Origin of the sequence: Cupriavidus sp. D384, assembly GCF_001652915.1 — a bacterium.
Taxonomy (GTDB): Bacteria; Pseudomonadota; Gammaproteobacteria; order Burkholderiales; family Burkholderiaceae; genus Cupriavidus.
In genome coordinates, this window is the sequence record NZ_BBQI01000009.1 from 65,325 (window position 1) to 85,713 (window position 20,389).

A 20,389-nucleotide genomic window follows, 5' to 3' on the forward strand; every position below is an offset into this window, starting at 1 on the left:
TTTGCCGTACCACTTGTACTGCCTGCCGTCGCGCGTCCAGCCAGAATCGCCTGGCTTCATATTCCTGGCGCCCTCTCGCGGGGCGCGAGAACCCTACCTATATAAGTAAACGATGGACACCCTGCCCACCATCCACTGGACCGAAGATGGCGCCGAGCGCAGCGCGCCGTGGCGTTCCGAGGCCGGTCTGCCGCCGCCGAAACGCGTGGTGATTGCCGACGACCAGACCCCGGCCGATACGGCCTACCGTCTTGCCAGCGAGGGCACCGCCCTGCTCTGGCGCGGTGATTTCCAGAATGCCCGCCAGCTGCTGCAGGCCATGGCGCGCCGCGTGGACCGCAAACCCCAGCGCAAGGCGCGCAGCGCCACCAAGGCGCGCAGCGCCACCAAGGCGCCGGCCAGCCTGACCGAGTCGTTCCACAAGCACCGGCTGGCGCAGTCGCAACGTGCCCGTACACTGGGCATGCTGCTGCTGCCGTTCGAGGCCGGCCATGTGGTGCCGCTGCGCCGCGCGCCCGACGTGCATGAAGCCTGCGAACAGGTCTATGGCAAGAGCGACGGCCCCTACGTGGCGTCGATGCGGGAACTGCTGGGCCTGATCGGCGCCTACGAGTGGCGCAGGAAGGGTGTCGAGATCCCGGTGCTGGGCGAGCGCATCCATCCGTGGTACGGCGTGTTCTCGCCGGTACGCGGCGAATACATCGAGCTGGTAGCCAGGGAAGCGCTGCCATCCACGGCACTGGCCTTCGACATCGGCGCCGGCACCGGCGTGCTGGCCGCCCTGCTGGCCCAGCGCGGCGTGAAGCGCGTGGTGGGCACCGACCAGGACCCGCGCGCGCTGGGCTGCGCACGCGAGAACATCGACCGGCTTGGCCTGGCAAAGCAGGTCGAGATCATCGCCGCCGACCTGTTCCCCGAAGGCCGCGCCCCACTGGTGGTCTGCAACCCTCCCTGGGTGCCGGCACGGCCAAGCTCGCCGATCGAGCATGCGGTGTTCGACCCCGACAGCCGCATGCTGCGTGGCTTCCTGAACGGCCTGGCCGCGCATCTGGAGCCGGGCGGCCAGGGCTGGCTGATCCTGTCCGACTTTGCCGAACATCTGGGCCTGCGTTCGCGCGACGAACTGCTAGGCTGGATCGATGCGGCGGGGCTCAAGGTTCTGGGCCGCTCCGATATCCGGCCACGGCACCCCAAGGCCACTGACGCCGAGGATCCGCTGTTCGCCGCGCGCAAGGCCGAGGTCACGTCGCTATGGCGACTGGCCGCGAAGTAAGGTCAAGAAGTAAGGTCAAGAAGTAACGTCGGGAAGCAAGGGCGTGAAATAAGGGGCGCGAAGCCGGGCCCCGAACCAAGCGCCAGATCGGCATTTTTTCTTCCACCGCTGTCATGCTGTCATGTTCCGGAGGTTGTCCATGCGCCTGCGTCAGTTGCTGCTGCCTGTGATGTCGATGTGCCTGATCGGTGCCGCGCGCGCCGATATTCGCGTCGGGGTCGACCTGTCGCTGACAGGCTCCGCCGCGGCCATCGGCATTCCGTCGACCAATACCGTGCAGTTGTGGCCGCAGACGCTGGGCGGCCAGCGTGCCCAGTACATCGTGCTGGACGACGGCACCGACCCGGCCGTCGCGGTGCGCAACGTGCGCAAGTTCATCGCCGAAAACAAGGTCGATGTGATCGTCGGCCCGAACATCACGCCGAATGCGATTGCCGCGCTCGATGCGCTCTCCGAGACCGGCACGCCAATGGTGGCGCTGGCCGCGTCCGCCAGCGTCGTCGAACCGCAGGCCGATACGCGCCGCCGCTGGGCCTTCAAGATGCCGCAGAACGACGCGCTGATGGCAACGCTGCTGACCGAATACATGGTCAACCACGGCGTGAAGACCGTTGGCTTTATCGGCTTCAACGACGCCTATGGCGAAAGCTGGTGGCGCGAATTCTCGAAAATGGCCGAAATGCGACACCTGCGGGTGGTGGCGCAGGAGCGCTTCGGCCGCATGGACACTTCGGTCACGGGCCAGGTGCTCAAGCTGATTGCGGCCAACCCCGACGCCATCCTGATCGCTGGCTCGGGCACGCCGGCCGCGCTGCCACAGAAGGCGCTCAACGAGCGTGGCTACAAGGGCAGCATCTATCAGACGCATGGCATCGCCTCGTGGGATTTCCTGCGCATTGGCGGCAAGGACGTGGAAGGGACGCTGTTTCCCACCGGGCCCGTCGTGGTGGCGCGCGAGCTACCCGACAGCCATCCGGCGAAGAAGGTGGCGATCGACTTCGTCAAGCGCTATGAAGCGAAGTACGGCGCCGACACCGTCACGCAATTCGCCGGCGATGCCTGGGGCGCCTGGCTGCTGCTGGACGATGCCAGCCGGCGCGCCCTGAAGACTGGCGCCCAGCCGGGCACCCCGGCGTTCCGCAGCGCACTGCGCGACGCCATCGAATCGACAAGGAACCTGACCGTGCCCAATGGCGTACTGAACCTCAGCGCGCAGGACCACCAGGGTTTTGACCAGCGTGCCCGCGTGATGGGCACCATCCGCAATGGCAAGTTCGCCTATGCAGGCGACAAGTAACAAGGAAGCATTCATGACTACCGTGGCATTTATCGGCCTGGGCGCAATGGGCGCGCCAATGGTCGGTCACCTGATCCGCGCCGGCCACACCGTACGCGCCTTCGTGCGCCGCCCCGAAGCAGCCGACGCCGCGCGCCAGCTTGGCGCCGAGCCGTTCTTCACGCCCGCCGAGGCGGCTCGCGGCGCGGCCGTCGTCTTCACCAACGTGACCTCGTCGGAAGACGTGCGCGACGTGCTACTGGGCCAGCAAGGCGTGATCGAAGGCGCCGCGCCGGGCACCATCTGCGTGGATCACAGCACGATCTCGCCGATCGTCACGCGCGAGATTGCCCAGGCGCTGGCCGCCCGGGGCATCGAGGCGCTCGACTGCCCGGTGTCGGGCGGCACCATCGGCGCACAGGCTGGCACGCTGACAATCATGGTCGGCGGCAAGGCCGAGAATCTGGAGAAAGTGCGACCACTGCTGGAATGCGTGGGCAAGACGATCACCCATATCGGCGACCATGGCGCCGGCCAGGTCGCCAAGCTCTGCAACCAGATTGCCCAGGTGGTCAATATCGAAGGCATTGCCGAGGCGATGCGCTTTGCCGGCGCGCAGGGCGTGGATACCGGCAAGGTCTTCCAGGCGCTGTCCACCGGTTTTGCCGGCAGCCGCATGCTCGACCTGCTGGGCCCGAAGATGGTGTCGCGCGATTTTTCCGCCGGCATCGAATCGCGGCTGCACGCCAAGGACTTTGGCCTGGCCGCCGATATCGCCGGTGAAATCGGCCTGGACCTGCCCGCCATGCGCGCCACGGCCGCCCAGCTGGGCGAACTGATGGATCAGGGCTGGGGCAAGGACGACACGTCGTCGCTGCTGAAGGTGCTGGAACTGAAAAAGCAGTAAGCGCGTGGCGAATGCCGGCTAGACGCCCGCGATCATCCCCAGCAGCGCACGCGACAACGGGCTGTCGTCGCGCATCAAATCGTCCATGGCGTTGAAATGATGGCGGCCCGGCAGCGCGATATCGTCGCGCGCGTTGCCCGGCCACGCCGCGCGGATCAGCGCGTGCTGACGCTGGTACTCGCTGGATTCAAGCTCGCCCACGGCGGTAATCAGCGGCGCGCCGGTGGCCGGCACCATGAAGGCCGGCGACAGGCGCGCCACATCGGTCTCGCTGAGCTGCAGGTCGGTCTGCAGGAATTCGGCGCGACGCAGCGGCTCCAGATCGTAAAGACCGCTGATAGACAGTCCGCCCTTGATCAGGTCTGACGGCAGGTCGTCGGCAAACTGCGGCCACAGCGCGGCCATCAGCATCGTCACCAGGTGGCCGCCCACCGAATGCCCAGCCAGGAACATGCGATTGCGATCGTGACCCAGCCGGTCGGCCTCGCGATACAGCCACGCCACCGACTGCATGACCTGCCACACGATGGTCTCCACGGTCACAGCGGGGCACAGCGCGTAGTTGACCACGGCCACCGACACGCCGCGACGCGTGGGCACGCTGGCCACGAAGCTGTGGTCGCGCTTGTCCAGCGCACGGTAATAGCCGCCGTGCAGGAACACCAGCAACGGTGGCGCATCGTCATCGCGCAGCGCCGCCGGGAAGTAGTCGAGCGTTTCGGTCTCGGCAAGCGGCGAATCCGCATCGCCATAGGCCAGGTTCTCGAAGTACGTCACCATGCCGGCCCGCACCAGTGCCGAATCCGCCGCCCAGCGCGCCATATGAACGGCATTGTCCGGCACATTGGCGCGATTGTTGTAGGCCTGGGCGTAGAAGGCGGGGTCCTGCGAAGGCAGGGCTGCCAGCGACGCAAGGCTGGCGGCAGGCGTGGCATCGAGGGTCGGCTGGGCAGACATGGCTCTCGGCTCCGGTGAGGTCGCGGCGACACGGCATGGGACGGTTGCGCGCTATCCTACCGCAACTGCCAAGGCACCCTCTTTTCAGCGGATTTGCGTATGGTCGTCAAGCGCCGGCTGCGCGCCGGCAAGGCTCCGCAGCTCGGACCACCCGATATTGCCCCCGACGATGGCGCCGATCCGGGGCCGGCCTGCTGCCCGCTGTGCGGACGGCTGCTGCTCGACGACGCCAGCACCGACCTGCACCACCCCGTACCCCGCAGCCAGGGCGGGCGCGCGGTCATCGCCATGCATCGCGTCTGCCATCAGAAGATCCATTCGGTCTTCTCCGAAGCCGAACTGGCAACGATCTATCACGACTGGGACACCCTTCGCGCCCACCCGGCCATGGCCGACTTCATCCGCTGGATCGCCCGCAAACCGCCCGGCTTCTTTGACCGCAGCCGCACCACCAATGCGCGGCGCGGACGCTAGGCGATCGGCGCCCGCCCGGTGGGCCGATCAGGGCGCGCGCTTGTTGTCCATGCAGTGGAATTGCGGCATAATCGGCGGTTCATCAGCGCGCGATGTGCATTTCCGTCCATCGCCAAGCCCATGCCCGGGTGGTGAAACAGGTAGACGCAGGGGACTCAAAATCCCCCGCCGCAAGGCGTGTCGGTTCGAGTCCGACCCCGGGCACCAGATTTTCTTGAGACGCCGATCCGGACGTCTTCCGCAGCAGCTTCCCCGTCTCCAGTACCCCGAGCCTCAGACCCAGGCCCGATACCGTGTCAGCGAGATATCTGCCATTTTCAGCGCCTTCGACAGTTCCCGTGGTGCCAGCAGGGGCGCAGCCTCGTTGAGCCGCCATGCTTCGGTACGGCCGGGGTGGACGGAGACTTCGGTTAGCCCGTTCGGCAGCACTTCGGGCAGCCGTTTCGCCCAGGTGCCGTCGCACTGGTCCACTGCGCAGTAGTAGTCGGTGTACATCATTCCCCAGAACGGGATCATGAAGACGTTGTTCACCATGCGCCGTTTGCCGTTGGGATTCAGGAACATGTTTTGCGGCCGGCGCACCCAGGTCAGGCCGGCACGGCGCATTTCCTGGCGCAGCGAATAAATGACGCTCGGGAATTTGTGCAGATGGCCGTGGCTGTCGACATGCGTCACCTCCACGTGATGATCTCGCAGTTCCTCCAATTGCAGGCGGAACTCGCGGCGGATGTCCGTAGTGGTCAGCATGCCGATCAGGGCCGCGTAGCGCTGGTCCATACTTTCGCGAAAGGCACCGGGCTCGTCGCACAGCGACGTGTCGATTTCCGGCGCCACCGGCCTGAAGCCATCGACGATGTTGAAATGCAGTCCGAACGAAAAGCGCTTGCGGTTCTGCCGGGCAAAGTCGTACGCCTGCGCAGACGCGTCGCAGCCGACCATGATCGTGGCGCTGGTCAGCAGTCCAGCCTCGAAGCAGTCCACTGTCGTATTGAAGGTTTCGCGATCAAGGCCGAAGTCATCGGCATTGATGATCAGGCTGCGCATGTTCCGGTTCTCCAGTCCTCTCCCTTCGTGATTTCACCAGCCACGGCGCGGCCCGCTGCCGCGTCGCCCGTGCGCTGGTCGCCGAAATTCGGAAATGGAGCCTGATGCACAGTGCGCCAAAACATGAATGCCCCTCGTGCCTTGCGGCCGGCCAATTCCCAGTGTCGACAACAATAATGTTCTAGTTTTTTGTTCTATTTTCAGTACATCTGGATTTACCACGGATGTATCTTGCGCCAAGATTAACGCCAGATTATGTGCGGTCCCGCTCGTAGCTGGCCGGCTCCCACCCATCGCGTGTCGCAGCGCATGTTACGAATCGGACACTTGTCCGATATGTCAGAGATGCCCGAACAGCGCAACCGGAACAAACCGACGATTCCGATGGTGCACGCGCTATTGGCGCCACTGACGTTTTCTCAGGTTAGTCACGACCAGCCGTTTGAACCGTTCGCTGGCGACATGGCTATGTGCGGTCGCACACATAACCGCCATCGCAGCCCACCCCGGCGCGCGATTCTCTCCTGGTTTGCCATCGGCATTGCTGCCACCTTACTCCGCCCGCCCTGTCAGACGTACTCTACTGGCGGCCATGCAATCACTTGCTTATGCTTGCTGCCTGCGCCTCCATGACAACGACTGACCATCAGGGAATCGAAAGATGAATCGTTATATTGCTACGGCTGCAGCCATCGGCTGCGCAACACTGCTCGCGGGCTGTGCCGGCGCCGACATGAACAGTCTGAGCCAGGCCGGCGGCAGCCTTTTCAGCGCCGCCACACTCAGCGACGCCAACGTCAAGCAGCTGTCCGACCAGTCCTGTGCCGACATGGACAAGAAGAATACGATAGCCACGGCGGACAGCACCTACGCCAAACGGCTGGTGAACATCATGAATGGCCTGCAGAACACCGGGCTGCCGCTCGATGCCAAGGTCTACATGACCAAGGACGTGAACGCGTGGGCCATGGCCAATGGCTGTGTACGCGTCTACAGCGGCCTGATGGACCTGATGACCGACGACGAAGTGCGCGGCGTGCTAGGCCACGAAATCGGCCACGTGGCGCTGGGACACACCAAGAAGGCCATGCAGGTGGCCTACACCACGGCGGCCGCGCGCGGCGCGCTGGGCTCCACCGGCTACGCCACGCTGACGGCGCTGTCGACATCGCAGATCGGCGAACTTGGCGAAACCTTTATCAACGCGCAATTCTCGCAACGCCAGGAAAGCGAGGCGGACGACTACTCGTTCAACCTGCTGACGAAGAACGGCGCCAACCGGCAGGCGCTGGTCACCGCCTTCCAGAAGCTGGCAAAGCTCGATGGCGGACAGTCGGGCCTGCTCAGCTCGCACCCGGGCTCCGATGCGCGGGCCAGGCATATCCAGGACCGGATCAACAGCGGCAAGTAATTGCCGTCCTCCGGCACGGCGGCACCGTTCCGTGCCGCACGCAGGCTGTTGTCACGCGATCCCCGCCCCTTGCCGCCAGCCACCCACGCGGCAAGGGGCTTCCTCCCCCTTCTTCTCCTCCCCCCTCCTCCCCCAAGACATAGCCGTTTGTTTGATTGCGTTTAATACGCATTCAAAAGCTTTCAGTACGCGCCAACACCGCCCGTGCGGATAATGCCTCACGCCTGCGGACCCTTCCGCATGGCTTGCCATGAGCCATAGGGAGGCTTGCGCAGCGTCATGGAGTCCGTTTCCGCCCTGCTTGCCGGACAACCGGAGATTGCCCTGTTCCTGGCACTGGCCGTGGGCCATGCAGTGGGCGCGATCCGTTTCGGACCTTTCCAGCTTGGCGGTATCTGCGGCACGCTGATCGTCTCGCTGGTCATCGGCCAGAGCGGTGTGCGGCTGGACAATGATGTCAAGAACGTGGCATTCGCCGTGTTCATCTTTGCGCTCGGCTTTACGGGCGGCCCTCAGTTTTTCGCCAATGTGGTGCGCGAATGGCGCATCGGCCTGCTGTCGCTGGTCGAGGTGTTCGTATTGCTGGCCTTGCTGGCAGTTGCGGTGCCCTTGCTGCGGCTGGACCCTGGCACGGCTTCAGGCCTGCTGGCCGGCGCGGCCACCGAATCGGCAGTGATCGGCACAGCGTCCGAGGCCATCGCGCGGCTGGACCTGTCGGCCGATGCCATTCGCGTGCTACAGACCAATATCGTCACGGCCTACAGCGTGACCTACCTGTTCGGCCTGATCGCCATCGTGCTGTTCACCAGCCAGTTGGCGCCATTTCTGCTGCGTCAGAATCTACGTGAATCCGCCACCCAGCTGTGGCAGAAGCTGGGCGGCCAGAACGACATGGCCGACAACCAGATGACGGCGCTGCCGCTGATCGTGGCGCGCGTACTGCGCGTGGACCATATGGCCGGCAAGACCATCCTGGAAGCCGAACACGACGTGGCGCTGGGCGTGACGATCCGGCGCATTCGCCGTGACGGCAATACCTTCCGGCCCGCGCCCGAGGAAGTGCTGCGTGCCGGCGACGTCGTGCTGGCCGTGGGCCGGCGCGACGCGATGGTGCCGTTTGCCGCCGCCGTGGGCCCCGAGATGCCCGAGGAACCCGGCATGGATACCGTGGTGCAGGCGGAGCAGTCGGTGCTGCTGACACGCCGCGAAGTGGTCGGCGTATCGCTGGCGCGGCTGCGCCAGAGCGTGGATGTCGGCATGGGGCGCGGCGTGTATGTGTCGCGCATCACGCGCATGCAGCACGCCGTGCCGATCCTGCCCGAGACCGTACTGGAGCGCGCCGACGTCGTCACGCTGTCCGGCCCCGACCAGGCCCTGCGGCGCGTGGTGCCAGAGCTGGGCTATCCGGTCGTCCCCACGATCCGCACGGACTTCGTCTTCCTCGGCATCGGCGTGCTGCTGGGCATGCTGATCGGCTCGTGGAGCGTCAAGGTGGGCCAGGCCGACCTGACGCTGGGCGTAGGCGGCGGGTGCCTGGTATCGGGCCTGGCGTTCGGCTGGCTGCGCGCACGGCTGCCGGTGATGGGTTCCCTGCCCGCGCCCGCCGCCGAAATCCTCAAGGACTTCGGGCTGGCAACGTTCATCGCCGCCGTGGGCCTCTCGGCCGGCCCCGACGCGCTGCGGCTGATCCAGAAGTTCGGCCTGATCCTGCCTGTGGCGGGCGTACTGATCTCAGTCATCCCGGCCGCCATCTCGCTGTACATCGGCCATCGCTGGCTGAAGCTCGACTTGCCTATCCTGCTGGGCGCGGTGGCCGGCCAGCATTGCAGCACCCCCACGATCATGGCGCTCACCAACGCCGCCGGCAACGGCACGCCCGTTATCGGCTACACGATCACCTACGCCATCTCCAATGTCCTGCTGCCATTGCTCGGCCCGATCGCCGTGGCAATGGCCGGCGCGCTGGCATCTGCGCCGCAGTAGCTGTGCCCCGCATGCCGGGCACCACGAGTGCCTGCGCATGCGCCCCTGTCACCCGTGTCACGCTTTACAGGAGTTCCCTATGGATTGGTTGCATGACATCTTCCAGAAATCGCCCGAGTCAGCGCTGTTCCTGTCGCTGGCGATCGGGTATGCCATCGGCAAGCTCACGCTCGGCAAGTTCCAGCTGGGCGGCGTCGCCGGCTCTCTGCTCGCGGCGGTCATCATCAGCCAGGTGGGTGTGGAGATCGACAACGGCGTGAAGGCCGTGATGTTCGCGGTCTTCATCTACGCGGTGGGCTACGAAAGCGGCCCGCAGTTCTTCAACTCGCTGAACCGCAGTTCGCTGCGCGAGATCGCGATGGCCGTGTTCATGGCCGTGGCCGGGCTGGTGACCGTGGTGGTGCTGGCCAAGATCTTCGACCTCGACAAGGGGATTGCCGCGGGCCTGGCTGCCGGTGGCATGACGCAATCGGCCATCATCGGCACGGCCGGCGACGCCATCACCAAGCTCGGCCTGCCGCCCGACCAGGTGAAGACGCTGCAGGCCAATGTCGCCATCGGCTACGCCGTGACCTACGTGTTCGGATCGCTGGGCGCCATCATCGTCTGCGTGAACATCCTGCCGCGCTTCATGGGAGCAGACCTGAAGTCCGACTCGAAGAAGGTGGAAGCGGCCATGCACGGCGGCCTGCCGCAGTTCGGCCCGGGCCAGGCCGGCGCGCTGCCCCGGCTGGTGGGCCGCCTGTTCCGCGTGACAACTGCCGCGGGCAAGACGGTCAAGGACATCGAGATCGGCGGCGAAGACCTGGTCACCGTGGAGAAGCTCCAGCGCGGCGGCAAGCCGCTCGACGTCACGCAGGACACCGTGCTCGAAACCGGTGACCTGGTGCTGCTGGTGGGCCGGCGCGACGCCATGGTGCCCACCGCGCTGGTGATTGGCGAGGAAGTGGCCGATGCCGATGGCATGGGCATGGTCATGCAGACGCGCCGCGCCGTGTTCACGCGCAAGGGCCTGAACAACAAGCCGCTGGGCGAGATCGTCGCCAATATCAGCCGCGAGATGCGTCACGGCGTGTACCTGGAGCGCATCGAGCGCTACGACCACGCGTTGCCGATCCTGCCCGACCTGAAGCTGCAGCACGGCGACATCATCACGTTCTACGGCACCCCGGCCGACACCAAACGCGCTGCCCAGCGCGCCGGCTATGAACTGGTGCCGAGCGAGAAGACCGACTTCGTCTACTTTGGCGCCGGCGTGCTGGTGGGCCTGCTGATCGGCCTGCTGGTGGTGCGCATCGGTTCGATCCCGCTGACGCTGGGCGCGGGCGGCGGCGCACTGCTGTCGGGCCTGGTGTTCGGCTGGGCGCGGTCCAAGCATCCCATGTATGGCGCGATGCCGACCGCGGCCTGCCAGCTGCTGAAAGACTTCGGCCTGGCGGCGTTCGTGGCGATCGTCGGCATCAACTCGGGGCTGCAGGCCGTCGACACCCTGCGCCATAGCGGCGTGACGATCTTCCTGCTCGGCGCCGTGGTCACGCTGCTGCCGCTGTTCCTGACGATGCTGTTCGGCCGCTACGTGCTCAAGTACGACAACGCCGCGCTGCTGGCCGGCGCGCTGGCCGGCTCGCGCAGTGCCAACCCGGCGTTCGGCGGCATCCTGGACAAGGCCGAAAGCCCCGTGCCGACCGTGCCGTTCGCCATCACCTATGCCCTCGCCAACGTGTTGCTGACACTGCTGGGCCCCCTTGTTGTCGGCTTTGTCTGACGCCCACCCCGATTGATCGCATTCTTCAACGGAGCAACGCCATGAGCAAACCGGATCTGTCCACGCTGTCCAGCCTGTCGCCGTTCGAACTCAAGGACGAACTGATCAAGCTGGCCAGCAGCGACGCCAACCGCCTGATGCTGAACGCCGGCCGCGGCAATCCCAATTTCCTTGCCACCGTGCCGCGCCACGGCTTCTGGCAACTTGGACTTTTTGCGATGCGCGAATCGGAGCGGTCGTTCCAGTACATGCCCGAAGGCGTGGGCGGCTTTCCGCGCCGCGAAGGCATCGAGGAGCGCTTCGACCTGTTTGCGCGCGAGAACCACGACATCCCCGGTGTGAAGTTCCTGGCCGGCGCCGTGTCGTATGTGCGCGACCAGCTGGGCCTGAGCGCCGCCGATTTCCTCTACGAGATGTGCGAAGGCATCCTGGCCTGCAACTACCCGGTGCCGGATCGCATGCTCAAGCTGAGCGAGATCATCGTCGGCCAGTACATCCGCAAGGAGATGATCGGCAAGCACCCGTTTATCGGCGAATTCGACCTGTTCGCTGTGGAGGGCGGCACGGCCGCGATGACGTATCTGTTTAACTCGATGCGCGAGAACCACCTGCTCAAGGCCGGCGACAAGATCGCGCTGGGCATGCCGATCTTCACGCCCTATATCGAGATTCCGGAACTCAACGACTACCAGCTCGTGGAACTGTCGATCGACGCCGATCCGGCGTCGCGCTGGCAGTATTCGAACAAGGAACTCGACAAGCTGCGCGACCCCAGCGTCAAGGCCTTCTTCCTGGTCAACCCAAGCAATCCGCCGTCGGTGCGCATGAGCGACGAAAGCCTGGAATACCTGGCATCGATCATCGAGGAACGGCCCGACCTGATCATCCTGACCGACGACGTGTACGGCACCTTTGCCGACGACTTCGTGTCGCTGTTCGCGCTCTGCCCGCGCAACACGATCCTGGTCTATTCGTTCTCGAAGTACTTCGGCGCCACGGGCTGGCGGCTCGGCGTGATCGCCACGCACCGCGACAATATCTTCGACCAGAAACTGGCGGAATTGCCAGAGGACAAGCGCCAGCAGCTGCACAAGCGCTACAACTCGATCACGACCACGCCGGACACGCTCAAGTTCATCGACCGCATCGTGGCCGACAGCCGCACCGTGGCGCTGAACCATACGGCGGGCCTGTCCACGCCGCAGCAGGTGCAGATGGTGCTGTTCTCGCTGTTCTCGCTCATGGACACGCCCGACGCGTACAAGCAGGCCATGAAGCGGCTGATCCGCAACCGCAAGGCGGCGCTGTTCCGCGAGATCGGCATTGCGCCGGAGGACACCGAAGATCCGAACGTGGTGGACTACTACACGCTGCTCGATATCGAGCAGCTTGGCGGCAAGGCGCTGGGGCCCGAGTTCGTGAAATGGGTGCTGGCATCGACGGAACCCACCGAACTGCTGTTCCGGCTGGCCGAGGAAGCCGGCGTGGTGCTGCTGCCGGGACGTGGCTTCGGCACGCGCCATCCGTCGGGCCGCGTGTCGCTGGCAAACCTCAACGAGTCGGACTACGCAAAGATCGGCAAGTCGATCCGCAAGCTGTTCGAAGACTACGTGGGCCGCTACAACGAGGCCACCGGCAGCAAGGCGGACAAGAACGTGACGAAGAAATAAGGGAATTACTACGAACTACAAGGGGAGCGTCACCGCAGCAAATCGGCCCGTCTGTGGCAAGGTCAGCCACCACGGGCTGTTTTTTTGCGCTTGCACCGGCCTTTCTCCCCTTTTCCCGCATGCGGGAGAGGGGAGAAACCCGCAACACCCGTCCTCAGTGCGCTTCCACGAAGGCCAGCACCGTCTCCAGCATCTTGCGGATGGCCGGTTGCACGTTGGCCGCCTTGGCGGGGTCGTACGCGAACGGATACACCTCTTCCATGTACGACGATTGCGTCAGTTCCAGCTGGATCGCATGCACGCCGTCAGCCGGGTTGCCGTACTGGCGCGTGATATAGCCGCCCTTGAAGCGGCCATTGAGCACGGCCGTATGGTTTGGCACCGCTTCGGCAATTTCGACCACGTCGGCCGCCAGGCCGGTGTCGCAGCTCTTGCCATCGGCCGAGCCCAGGTTGAAGTCGGTCAGCTTGCCTTCGAAGAAGCGCGGCAGCACCGAGCGGATCGAATGCGCATCCCACAGGCCGATCGTGCCGTGCTCGGCGCGCAGCCGCTTCAGTTCTTCCTGCAGCGCGTTGTGGTACGGATGCCAGACCGCGCCACGGCGCAGCGCGATTTCCGCGTCGTCGGGGCCGCTGGCGCCTTCGGCGTACACCGGCGTCTTGTCGAAGGTATCGACCGGGCACAGGCCCGTGGTGTCCTGGCCGGGATACAGGTTGGCGTTGTCGGGCGGACGGTTCAGGTCGATCACGTAGCGCGAGTGCGTGGCCATCAGGATCGACGCGCCCAGTTCGCGGGCAAAGTCGTACAGGCGGTCCATGTGCCAGTCGGTATCGGGCACGGTACGCGCCTCGGGCGTCAGGCGCTCGGCCAGTCCGGCGGGTACGTAGGTGCCGACGTGCGGCATCGACACCAGCAACGGGCGGGTGCCGCGATGCAGCGTGAAAGCGGGAATATCGGTGGTGAAGGAGGAGGACATCGTGTCTCGGGGCTGCTTTGTATGTGGCGGGTTCGGGACCCTTCAGTCGGCCAGCAGGCGGGCGCGCGCCTCGGCGAACAAACGGCCCGCATCCCCTTGTAGCGGATGCGCGCCGTGCTGTACGCGGCACGTGCCGCCCGTGCGGACTTCCGCTAGTGTCTCATGCCCGTGGCTGGCGAACACGTAAGTGGACAGCGCATGGGCGCCGTCGAGCCCGGCCAGCGTCGGATGCTGGCTGTCCAGCACCAGGAAATCGGCACGTTGTCCGGCGGCCAAGCCCGCCACCGGCCGCGCCGCCGCCCGCGCTCCGCCGGCCACGGCTTCGAGCCAGAGCCGGTCGGCCACCTGCGGATGGCTGTCCGACGCCAGCACGTTGCGCCGCTGCAGGCCCAGCCGCTGCCCGTATTCGAACGTGCGCAGTTCCTCTGCCACGCTGACGCTGGCATGGCTGTCCGATCCGATACCCCACCATCCCTGCTGCGCCAGGTAGGGCGCGGCCTCGAACACGCCATCGCCAAGGTTGGCTTCGGTGGTCGGGCAGATACCGGCCACGGCGCCGCTATGGGCCAGCCGCCGCCGTTCGTCCCAGTCCATGTGCGTGGCGTGGACCAGGCACCAGCGTTGGTCCACGGGCGCGTGGTCCAGCAGCCATTCCACCGGCCGCACGCCATTGGTGGCCAGGCAGTCGTCCACTTCCTTCTGCTGTTCGGCGATGTGGATATGCACGGGCGCCGTGGCGTCCATTGCGTGCAGCGCGGTAACGGCCTGCACCAGGCTGCGCGGCGGCACCGCGCGCAGCGAATGGGGCGCCAGGCCCAGCCGCGCGCCATAGGCGGTGCAGTGCGGCGCCAGCTTTTCCAGCAACGCGTGCATGGCATCGGTGTCGTTCAGGAAACGGCGCTGGTCGTGCTGGGCCGGCTTTTCGCCAAACCCGGCCGTCTGGTACAGCACGGGCAGCAGCGTCATGCCGATGCCTGCGGCCTGCGCCGCACGCAGCAGCCGCAGCGACATCTCGGCGCGGTCGGCGTACGGCTTGCCGTCGGGATCGTGATGCACATAGTGGAATTCGCACACGCTGGTGTAGCCGGCGCGCAGCATCTCGATATAAAGCTGCGTGGCGATGGCCTCCAGCGCATCGGGCGACAGCCGCAGCGCGAAGCGATACATCAACGTGCGCCAGCTCCAGAACGAGTCACCGCCGGCCGGGTCGTCGTCGGGCGACACGCTGCGGTATTCGGTCAGTCCGGCAAAGCCGCGCTGGAACGCATGCGAATGGAGGTTGGGCATGCCCGGCAGCACCGGGCCAGCCGCCTGCGGCACCGCAGGCGCTGGCGTGGCGCCGGGCGTGATGGTCGTGAAAGCGCCGTTGGCACCCCATTCCAGCAGCACATCGCGCGCCCAGCCGTCCGGCAGCAGCGCGTGGCGGGCGAACAGTTGGCCGGCGCTCATCGGAACACCTTGCCCTGCCGCACCACACCGGCACACGGATTGCGGCCGAACCAGTAGGCCAGTTCGGCAGGCGACGCCACGCGCCATAGCGCGAAATCGGCGGCGCGGCCCACGGCCAGCCGCCCGTGCCGGTCCGCTGCGCCCAGCGCCCGTGCCGCATGCGTGGTCACGCCGGCCAGCGCTTCGGGCACCGTCATGCGGAACAAGGTACAGGCCATGTTCATCATCAGCAGCAGCGATGTGGTGGGCGACGTGCCCGGGTTGTGATCGGTGGAAATGGCCACCGGTACGCCATGCTGGCGCAGCAGCGCCAGCGGCGGCAGATGGGTATCGCGCAGGAAATAGTAGGCACCGGGCAGCAGCACCGCCACCGTGGCGGCCTGGGCCATCGCCATCACCCCGGCCTCGTCCAGATGTTCGAGATGGTCGGCCGACAGCGCCTTGTGCCGCGCTGCCAGTGCCGCGCCGCCCAGGTTGCTCAGTTGCTCGGCATGCAGCTTGACGGGCAGGCCATGACGCGCGGCGGCTTCGAACACCCGCGCCGTCTGTTCTGGCGAAAATCCGATGCCCTCGCAAAAGGCATCGACGGCATCGACCAGCTTTTCCTCGGCCAGCGCCGGCAGCATCGTGTTGCAGACCAGGTCGATATAGTCGTCGGCGCGGCCTGCATATTCGGGCGGCAGCGCGTGCGCCCCCAGGAACGTGGTATGGACCGTCACGCCATAGGCTTCGCCAAGCTGGCGCGCCACGCGCAGTTGCTTGCGCTCGGCTTCGAGCGACAACCCATAGCCGGACTTGATCTCGATGGTGGTCACGCCCTCGGCCAGCAGCGCCTCCAGGCGCACGGCGGCCTGCGCAAACAGCGTGGCCTCGTCGGCCTCGCGCGTGGCGCGCACGGTCGACACAATGCCGCCACCGGCGCGTGCAATGTCTTCGTAGCTGGCGCCGGCCAGGCGCATCGCGAATTCGTCGGCGCGCTGGCCGCCGTACACCAGGTGCGTATGGCAGTCGACCAGGCCCGGGGTTATCCACGCGCCACCGGCATTGTGCCGATCGAGGTGGCGATAGCTGTCCGGCAGGCCGGCCAGCGCCCCGAGCCAGGCGATCCGCCCGTGTTCGATCACCAGCGCGCCGTCGCGGATGGCCCGGTCGGGGTCCGCATCGGGCAGCAGGTGGCAGTGATGCCAGACGCCATCTGCGGAAGGCGCATCGTGGAAGTTCATCGGTCCTGCTCCCTATGCAGTATCACGCGCAGGCACAGCGCGGAAAGTTCGGTGTGGCTCAGGGTGATGGCTGGCGAACCGGCCGGCATCAGGATGCCCTCGCCCGCCGACAGGTGCTGGCCGTCGCCGCTGTTGGCAGTGTCCCAGTCGCCGCGCAGCGCCAGCACCATCACGGTGGCTTCGGCGGGCACCGCCGTGAACGGCTGCCGCATCAGGCGGACTTCGGCGCGGCAGCGGCCACGGCGCGTCATCACGTTGAAGTCGCGTGTCGGGCCATCGACCAGTGCTGCGTGGATAGCCGTATCGCCAGAAAACGCGAACGGCTCGCCCACGCGCACGAGCTTGTGGCAGAACGAATCGTCATGGGCCTGCAGATGCACGCCCGCGCCGTCGATCAGCACGATCTGGCGATCGATGCCCGGGAAGGCCGAGAACGGCCCGTCCGCCGCGATATCCGCCACGCTGATCCGCCAGTCGAACGTGTCCATGCCGGCGCCCGGCGGCCACGCGGCAATCTCGCGCGTGGTGCCGCCGCCGTTCTTCCACGGCGTGGGGGCGATGGCGTCGAGCGAGAACCGCGTGACGGCCATCAGCGCTTCACCATCGGCAGGTTGAGGCCCTTTTCCTGGGCGCAGTCGATGGCGATGTCGTAGCCGGCATCGGCATGGCGCATCACGCCGGTGGCCGGATCGTTCCAGAGCACGCGTTCGATACGTTTGGCCGCCGCATCGGTGCCGTCGCAGACGATGACCACGCCCGAATGCTGCGAGAAGCCCATGCCCACGCCGCCGCCATGGTGCAGGCTGACCCACGTGGCGCCGCCGGCAGTGTTCAGCAGCGCGTTGAGCAGCGGCCAGTCGGACACCGCATCGGAGCCATCGCGCATCGCCTCGGTTTCACGATTCGGCGATGCCACCGAGCCGCAGTCGAGGTGATCGCGCCCGATCACCACCGGCGCCTTGAGTTCGCCGTTCTTCACCATCTCGTTGAAGGCCAGGCCGGCGCGATGGCGTTCGTCCAGGCCCACCCAGCAGATGCGCGCCGGCAGGCCCTGGAACGCGATGCGGTCGCGCGCCATGTCCAGCCAGCGGTGCAGCGGCTTGTCGTCCGGGAACAGCTCCTTCATCTTGGCATCGGTCTTGTAGATGTCCTCCGGGTCGCCCGACAGCGCCACCCAGCGGAACGGCCCCTTGCCGCGGCAGAACAGCGGGCGGATATAGGCCGGCACAAAGCCCGGGAAATCGAACGCGTTCTTCACGCCTTCCTCGAACGCCACCTGGCGGATGTTGTTGCCGTAGTCCACGGTCGGCACGCCCATCTGCTGGAACGCCAGCATGGCCTGCACATGCTTGACGATCGATTTGCGTGCGGCGGCTTCCACTGCCTTGGGATCGCGCGCGCGCAGGTCTTCCCATTGTTCGACGGTCCAGCCTTCGGGCAGGTAGCCGTTGATGACGTCATGCGCCGAGGTCTGGTCGGTGACGATGTCCGGGCGCATGCCGCCGGCCTGCGCACGGCGTGCCAGTTCGGGCACGATTTCGGCAGCGTTGCCGAGCAGGCCCACCGAGATGGCCTGGCCCTTCTTCGTCGCGTCTTCGATCATCGCCAGTGCTTCGTCCAGCGTGGTGGCTTTCTTGTCCAGGTAGCGCGTGCGGATGCGGAAGTCGATGCGCGATTCCTGGCATTCGATCGCCAGTACGCAGGCGCCCGCCAGCACGCCGGCCAGCGGCTGCGCGCCGCCCATGCCGCCCAGGCCGGCGGTCAGGATCCACTTGCCGGTCAGGTCGCCGTGGTAGTGCTGGTTGCCAGCCTCCACAAACGTTTCGAACGTGCCCTGCACGATGCCCTGCGTGCCGATGTAGATCCACGAACCGGCCGTCATCTGGCCGTACATCATCAGGCCGGCACGGTCGAGTTCGTTGAACTTGTCCCACGTGGCCCAGTGCGGCACCAGGTTGGAGTTGGCGATCAGCACGCGCGGCGCATCGGCATGGGTACGGAACACACCCACGGGCTTGCCCGACTGCACCAGCAGCGATTCGTCCTCGCCCAGGCGGCGCAGGCTGTCGAGGATGGCGTCGAAGCACTCCCAGTTGCGCGCGGCCTTGCCGATGCCGCCGTAGACCACCAGGTCTTGCGGGCGTTCGGCCACATCGGGGTCCAGGTTATTCTGGATCATGCGATAGGCGGCTTCGATCAGCCAGTTCTTGCAATGCAACTGGCTGCCGCGCGGGGCGCGGATCTCGCGCTGGCCGCGCTGGTTGTCGGTGAATTGGTGTTCGTTGGCGTTCATGTCGTGTCTCGCGTCTGTTCAATACTGTTTCGGTCAGGAACCGCTGGCCCTCCCGCCCCGCCCCTGTCCCGCGCAGCGGGTGAGAGGCGGAAACGGAGCGGGAGAGGGCTGGCGCTTCAAACGGCTACGTTCGTCGGCAGAATCTCCCTCACGGCCTCGGGCCACCCGGCACCGGCGTCGCCCTGCACCACCCATTGCTTCATCGCCTCGATATCGGGCGCCAGATAGCGGTCGGCTTCCACAAAGGCCACACGGCTGCGGATGCGGGCCAGTTCCTGTTCCACCAGCGGCGACGACTTCAGCGGGCGGTGGAATTCGATGCCCTGCGCGGCGGCCATGGCCTCGATGCCCACGATCACGGCCGTGTTGGCGGCCATGTCGCCCAGGCGGCGCGCGCCGTAGGTCGCCATCGACACGTGGTCTTCCTGGTTGGCCGACGTGGGCAGGCTGTCCACGCTGGACGGATGCGCCAGCGACTTGTTCTCGGAGGCCAGCGCCGCAGCCGTGACCTGGGCAATCATGAAGCCGGAATTCAGGCCACCGTCGCGCACCAGGAACGGCGGCAGGCCAGACAGGCCGGTATCGAGCAGCAGCGCCAGGCGGCGTTCGGAAATGGCGCCGATCTCGGCGATCGCCAGCGCGATGATGTCGGCGGCAAACGCCACCGGCTCGGCGTGGAAGTTGCCGCCTGACACCACGTCGCCCTGCGCGGAAAACACCAGCGGGTTGTCCGACGCGGCATTGGCCTCGATGCGCAGGATGCGCGCGGCGTGGCCCAGGTTGTCCAGGCACGCGCCCATCACCTGCGGCTGGCAGCGGATCGAATACGGGTCCTGCACACGCCCGCAGGCCTTGTGCGAGTCGACGATCTCGCTGCCGTCGAGCATCGCGCGCACGGCGGCGGCCACGGCGATCTGGCCCGCCTGCCCGCGCGCGTCATGGATGCGGGCATCGAACGGCTTGACCGATCCCTTGATCGCTTCCAGCGACAGCGCGCCGGCCACCAGCCCGGCCGCGAAGGCATCCTCGGCAGCAAACAACCCGGCCAGCGCCAGCGCGGTGGACACCTGCGTGCCGTTCAGCAGCGCCAGCCCTTCCTTTGGTCCCAGCGTGAACGCACCCAGCCCGGCATGGGCCAGGCCCTGCGCAGCGGGCATGCGGCGGCCGTCGATCATCACGTCGCCCACGCCGATCAGCGTGCAGGACATATGGGCCAGCGGCGCCAGGTCGCCCGAGGCGCCCACCGATCCCTTGGCCGGAATGCACGGCGACACGCCGTGGTTCGCCAGTGCCAGCAGCGCTTCGATCAGTTCCGGGCGCACGCCCGAATGGCCGCGCGCCAGGCTGACGGCCTTGATCGCCAGGATCAGCCGCACGGTATCGGCCGGCAGGTCGGCGCCGGTGCCCACGCTGTGCGACAGCACCAGGTTGCGCTGCAGTTCGGCCAGCTTGTCGTGGGGGATACGCGACTGCGCCAGCTTGCCGAAGCCGGTGTTGATGCCATAGACCACGGCGTCGGCGTCGATGATGTCCTGCACCGTGGCCTGCGCGGCGCGCACGCCGGCCCAGGCCGATTCGGCCATCGCCAGGCGCACTTCGCCACGATGGATGCGGCGCAGATCGTCCAGCGACACGTGGCCAGGGTTCAGGGTCAGGAGGGAGCGGGAATCGTTGGTCATCTGCGTACG

At 66.4% G+C, this 20,389-nt stretch carries 16 protein-coding genes and 1 tRNA gene; 9 read left to right on the forward strand and 8 right to left on the reverse strand.

Annotated features, from left to right (window positions below; translation table 11 throughout):
• Positions 1-112 precede the first annotated feature (112 nt).
• From A9J21_RS03650 to A9J21_RS03660, 3 genes are all read left to right on the forward strand, one after another.
• Positions 113-1,273, forward strand: a complete 1,161-nt coding sequence (locus A9J21_RS03650; RefSeq protein ID WP_066732015.1) for a class I SAM-dependent methyltransferase — start codon at positions 113-115, stop codon at positions 1,271-1,273.
• Positions 1,274-1,412: 139 nt separating this feature from the next.
• A complete protein-coding gene (locus A9J21_RS03655) occupies positions 1,413-2,570 on the forward strand; it encodes an ABC transporter substrate-binding protein (RefSeq protein ID WP_066732017.1) in 1,158 nt (385 codons plus the stop codon).
• A 13-nt stretch (positions 2,571-2,583) separates the two neighbouring features.
• Positions 2,584-3,456, forward strand: a complete 873-nt coding sequence (locus A9J21_RS03660) for an NAD(P)-dependent oxidoreductase (protein ID WP_066732019.1) — start codon at positions 2,584-2,586, stop codon at positions 3,454-3,456.
• Positions 3,457-3,474: 18 nt separating this feature from the next.
• Here the strand turns inward: A9J21_RS03660 and A9J21_RS03665 are convergent, their stop codons facing one another.
• Positions 3,475-4,413 carry an alpha/beta hydrolase gene (locus A9J21_RS03665; RefSeq protein WP_066732020.1) on the reverse strand — a complete coding sequence of 313 codons (939 nt, stop codon included), beginning with the start codon at positions 4,411-4,413 and terminating at the stop codon, positions 3,475-3,477.
• Positions 4,414-4,512: 99 nt separating this feature from the next.
• Between A9J21_RS03665 and A9J21_RS03670 the strand changes: the two genes are divergently transcribed.
• Both A9J21_RS03670 and A9J21_RS03675 read left to right on the forward strand, forming a co-directional pair.
• Positions 4,513-4,887, forward strand: a complete 375-nt coding sequence (locus A9J21_RS03670) for a hypothetical protein (RefSeq protein ID WP_066732021.1) — start codon at positions 4,513-4,515, stop codon at positions 4,885-4,887.
• Between the two features lie 122 nt (positions 4,888-5,009).
• Positions 5,010-5,094: transfer RNA gene (locus A9J21_RS03675), tRNA-Leu, on the forward strand.
• Positions 5,095-5,160: 66 nt separating this feature from the next.
• Here A9J21_RS03675 and A9J21_RS03680 read toward each other — a convergent pair.
• Positions 5,161-5,931, reverse strand: coding sequence for a ChbG/HpnK family deacetylase (locus A9J21_RS03680; protein WP_066732022.1), 771 nt, complete (start codon positions 5,929-5,931; stop codon positions 5,161-5,163).
• A gap of 661 nt (positions 5,932-6,592) precedes the next feature.
• On the opposite strand from A9J21_RS03680, the gene A9J21_RS03685 reads away from it, so the two are divergent.
• The 4 genes from A9J21_RS03685 to A9J21_RS03700 all read left to right on the forward strand — a co-directional run bounded on the left by A9J21_RS03685 (position 6,593) and on the right by A9J21_RS03700 (position 12,760).
• Entirely contained in the window at positions 6,593-7,342 is a 750-nt protein-coding gene (locus A9J21_RS03685) for a M48 family metallopeptidase (protein ID WP_066732023.1), read from the forward strand.
• Positions 7,343-7,621: 279 nt separating this feature from the next.
• Entirely contained in the window at positions 7,622-9,325 is a 1,704-nt protein-coding gene (aspT, locus tag A9J21_RS03690) for an aspartate-alanine antiporter (RefSeq protein WP_066732025.1), read from the forward strand.
• 79 nt (positions 9,326-9,404) lie between these two features.
• Positions 9,405-11,090 carry an aspartate-alanine antiporter gene (gene aspT / locus A9J21_RS03695; protein ID WP_066732027.1) on the forward strand — a complete coding sequence of 562 codons (1,686 nt, stop codon included), beginning with the start codon at positions 9,405-9,407 and terminating at the stop codon, positions 11,088-11,090.
• Between the two features lie 41 nt (positions 11,091-11,131).
• The gene (locus A9J21_RS03700; RefSeq protein ID WP_066732029.1) at positions 11,132-12,760 is read left to right on the forward strand and encodes a bifunctional aspartate transaminase/aspartate 4-decarboxylase; all 1,629 of its coding nucleotides are present in this window, start codon (positions 11,132-11,134) and stop codon (positions 12,758-12,760) included.
• A 154-nt stretch (positions 12,761-12,914) separates the two neighbouring features.
• Here the strand turns inward: A9J21_RS03700 and hutG are convergent, their stop codons facing one another.
• The 6 genes from hutG to hutH all read right to left on the reverse strand — a co-directional run bounded on the left by hutG (position 12,915) and on the right by hutH (position 20,380).
• Positions 12,915-13,736, reverse strand: a complete 822-nt coding sequence (gene hutG, locus A9J21_RS03705; RefSeq protein WP_066732031.1) for an N-formylglutamate deformylase — start codon at positions 13,734-13,736, stop codon at positions 12,915-12,917.
• Positions 13,737-13,778: 42 nt separating this feature from the next.
• Positions 13,779-15,185, reverse strand: a complete 1,407-nt coding sequence (locus A9J21_RS03710) for a formimidoylglutamate deiminase (RefSeq protein WP_066732032.1) — start codon at positions 15,183-15,185, stop codon at positions 13,779-13,781.
• A complete protein-coding gene (gene hutI, locus A9J21_RS03715) occupies positions 15,182-16,408 on the reverse strand; it encodes an imidazolonepropionase (RefSeq protein WP_066732034.1) in 1,227 nt (408 codons plus the stop codon). The genes A9J21_RS03710 and hutI overlap by 4 nt, the downstream gene beginning before the upstream one ends.
• Positions 16,405-16,998: a HutD family protein gene (locus A9J21_RS03720; protein ID WP_066732037.1), complete on the reverse strand. Its 594-nt coding sequence runs from the start codon at positions 16,996-16,998 to the stop codon at positions 16,405-16,407. The genes hutI and A9J21_RS03720 overlap by 4 nt, the downstream gene beginning before the upstream one ends.
• A complete protein-coding gene (gene hutU, locus A9J21_RS03725) occupies positions 16,998-18,701 on the reverse strand; it encodes a urocanate hydratase (RefSeq protein ID WP_066732039.1) in 1,704 nt (567 codons plus the stop codon). Before hutU ends, A9J21_RS03720 begins: the two co-directional genes overlap by 1 nt.
• Positions 18,702-18,817: 116 nt before the next feature.
• The gene (gene hutH, locus A9J21_RS03730) at positions 18,818-20,380 is read right to left on the reverse strand and encodes a histidine ammonia-lyase (protein ID WP_066732041.1); all 1,563 of its coding nucleotides are present in this window, start codon (positions 20,378-20,380) and stop codon (positions 18,818-18,820) included.
• Between the last annotated feature and the right edge of the window lie 9 nt (positions 20,381-20,389).

Bases quoted from the DNA above. Each gene is read 5' to 3' on its own strand.
- aspT (WP_066732025.1), top strand. From the start codon at position 7,622: ATGGAGTCCGTTTCCGCCCTGCTTGCCGGACAACCGGAGATTGCCCTG.
- A9J21_RS03700 (WP_066732029.1), top strand. From the start codon at position 11,132: ATGAGCAAACCGGATCTGTCCACGCTGTCCAGCCTGTCGCCGTTCGAA.
- hutU (WP_066732039.1), bottom strand. From the start codon at position 18,701: ATGAACGCCAACGAACACCAATTCACCGACAACCAGCGCGGCCAGCGC.
- hutI (WP_066732034.1), bottom strand. From the start codon at position 16,408: ATGAACTTCCACGATGCGCCTTCCGCAGATGGCGTCTGGCATCACTGC.
- aspT (WP_066732027.1), top strand. From the start codon at position 9,405: ATGGATTGGTTGCATGACATCTTCCAGAAATCGCCCGAGTCAGCGCTG.
- A9J21_RS03720 (WP_066732037.1), bottom strand. From the start codon at position 16,998: ATGGCCGTCACGCGGTTCTCGCTCGACGCCATCGCCCCCACGCCGTGG.
- A9J21_RS03680 (WP_066732022.1), bottom strand. From the start codon at position 5,931: ATGCGCAGCCTGATCATCAATGCCGATGACTTCGGCCTTGATCGCGAA.
- hutG (WP_066732031.1), bottom strand. From the start codon at position 13,736: ATGTCCTCCTCCTTCACCACCGATATTCCCGCTTTCACGCTGCATCGC.
- A9J21_RS03650 (WP_066732015.1), top strand. From the start codon at position 113: ATGGACACCCTGCCCACCATCCACTGGACCGAAGATGGCGCCGAGCGC.
- A9J21_RS03685 (WP_066732023.1), top strand. From the start codon at position 6,593: ATGAATCGTTATATTGCTACGGCTGCAGCCATCGGCTGCGCAACACTG.
- A9J21_RS03665 (WP_066732020.1), bottom strand. From the start codon at position 4,413: ATGTCTGCCCAGCCGACCCTCGATGCCACGCCTGCCGCCAGCCTTGCG.
- hutH (WP_066732041.1), bottom strand. From the start codon at position 20,380: ATGACCAACGATTCCCGCTCCCTCCTGACCCTGAACCCTGGCCACGTG.
- A9J21_RS03660 (WP_066732019.1), top strand. From the start codon at position 2,584: ATGACTACCGTGGCATTTATCGGCCTGGGCGCAATGGGCGCGCCAATG.
- A9J21_RS03655 (WP_066732017.1), top strand. From the start codon at position 1,413: ATGCGCCTGCGTCAGTTGCTGCTGCCTGTGATGTCGATGTGCCTGATC.
- A9J21_RS03710 (WP_066732032.1), bottom strand. From the start codon at position 15,185: ATGAGCGCCGGCCAACTGTTCGCCCGCCACGCGCTGCTGCCGGACGGC.
- A9J21_RS03670 (WP_066732021.1), top strand. From the start codon at position 4,513: ATGGTCGTCAAGCGCCGGCTGCGCGCCGGCAAGGCTCCGCAGCTCGGA.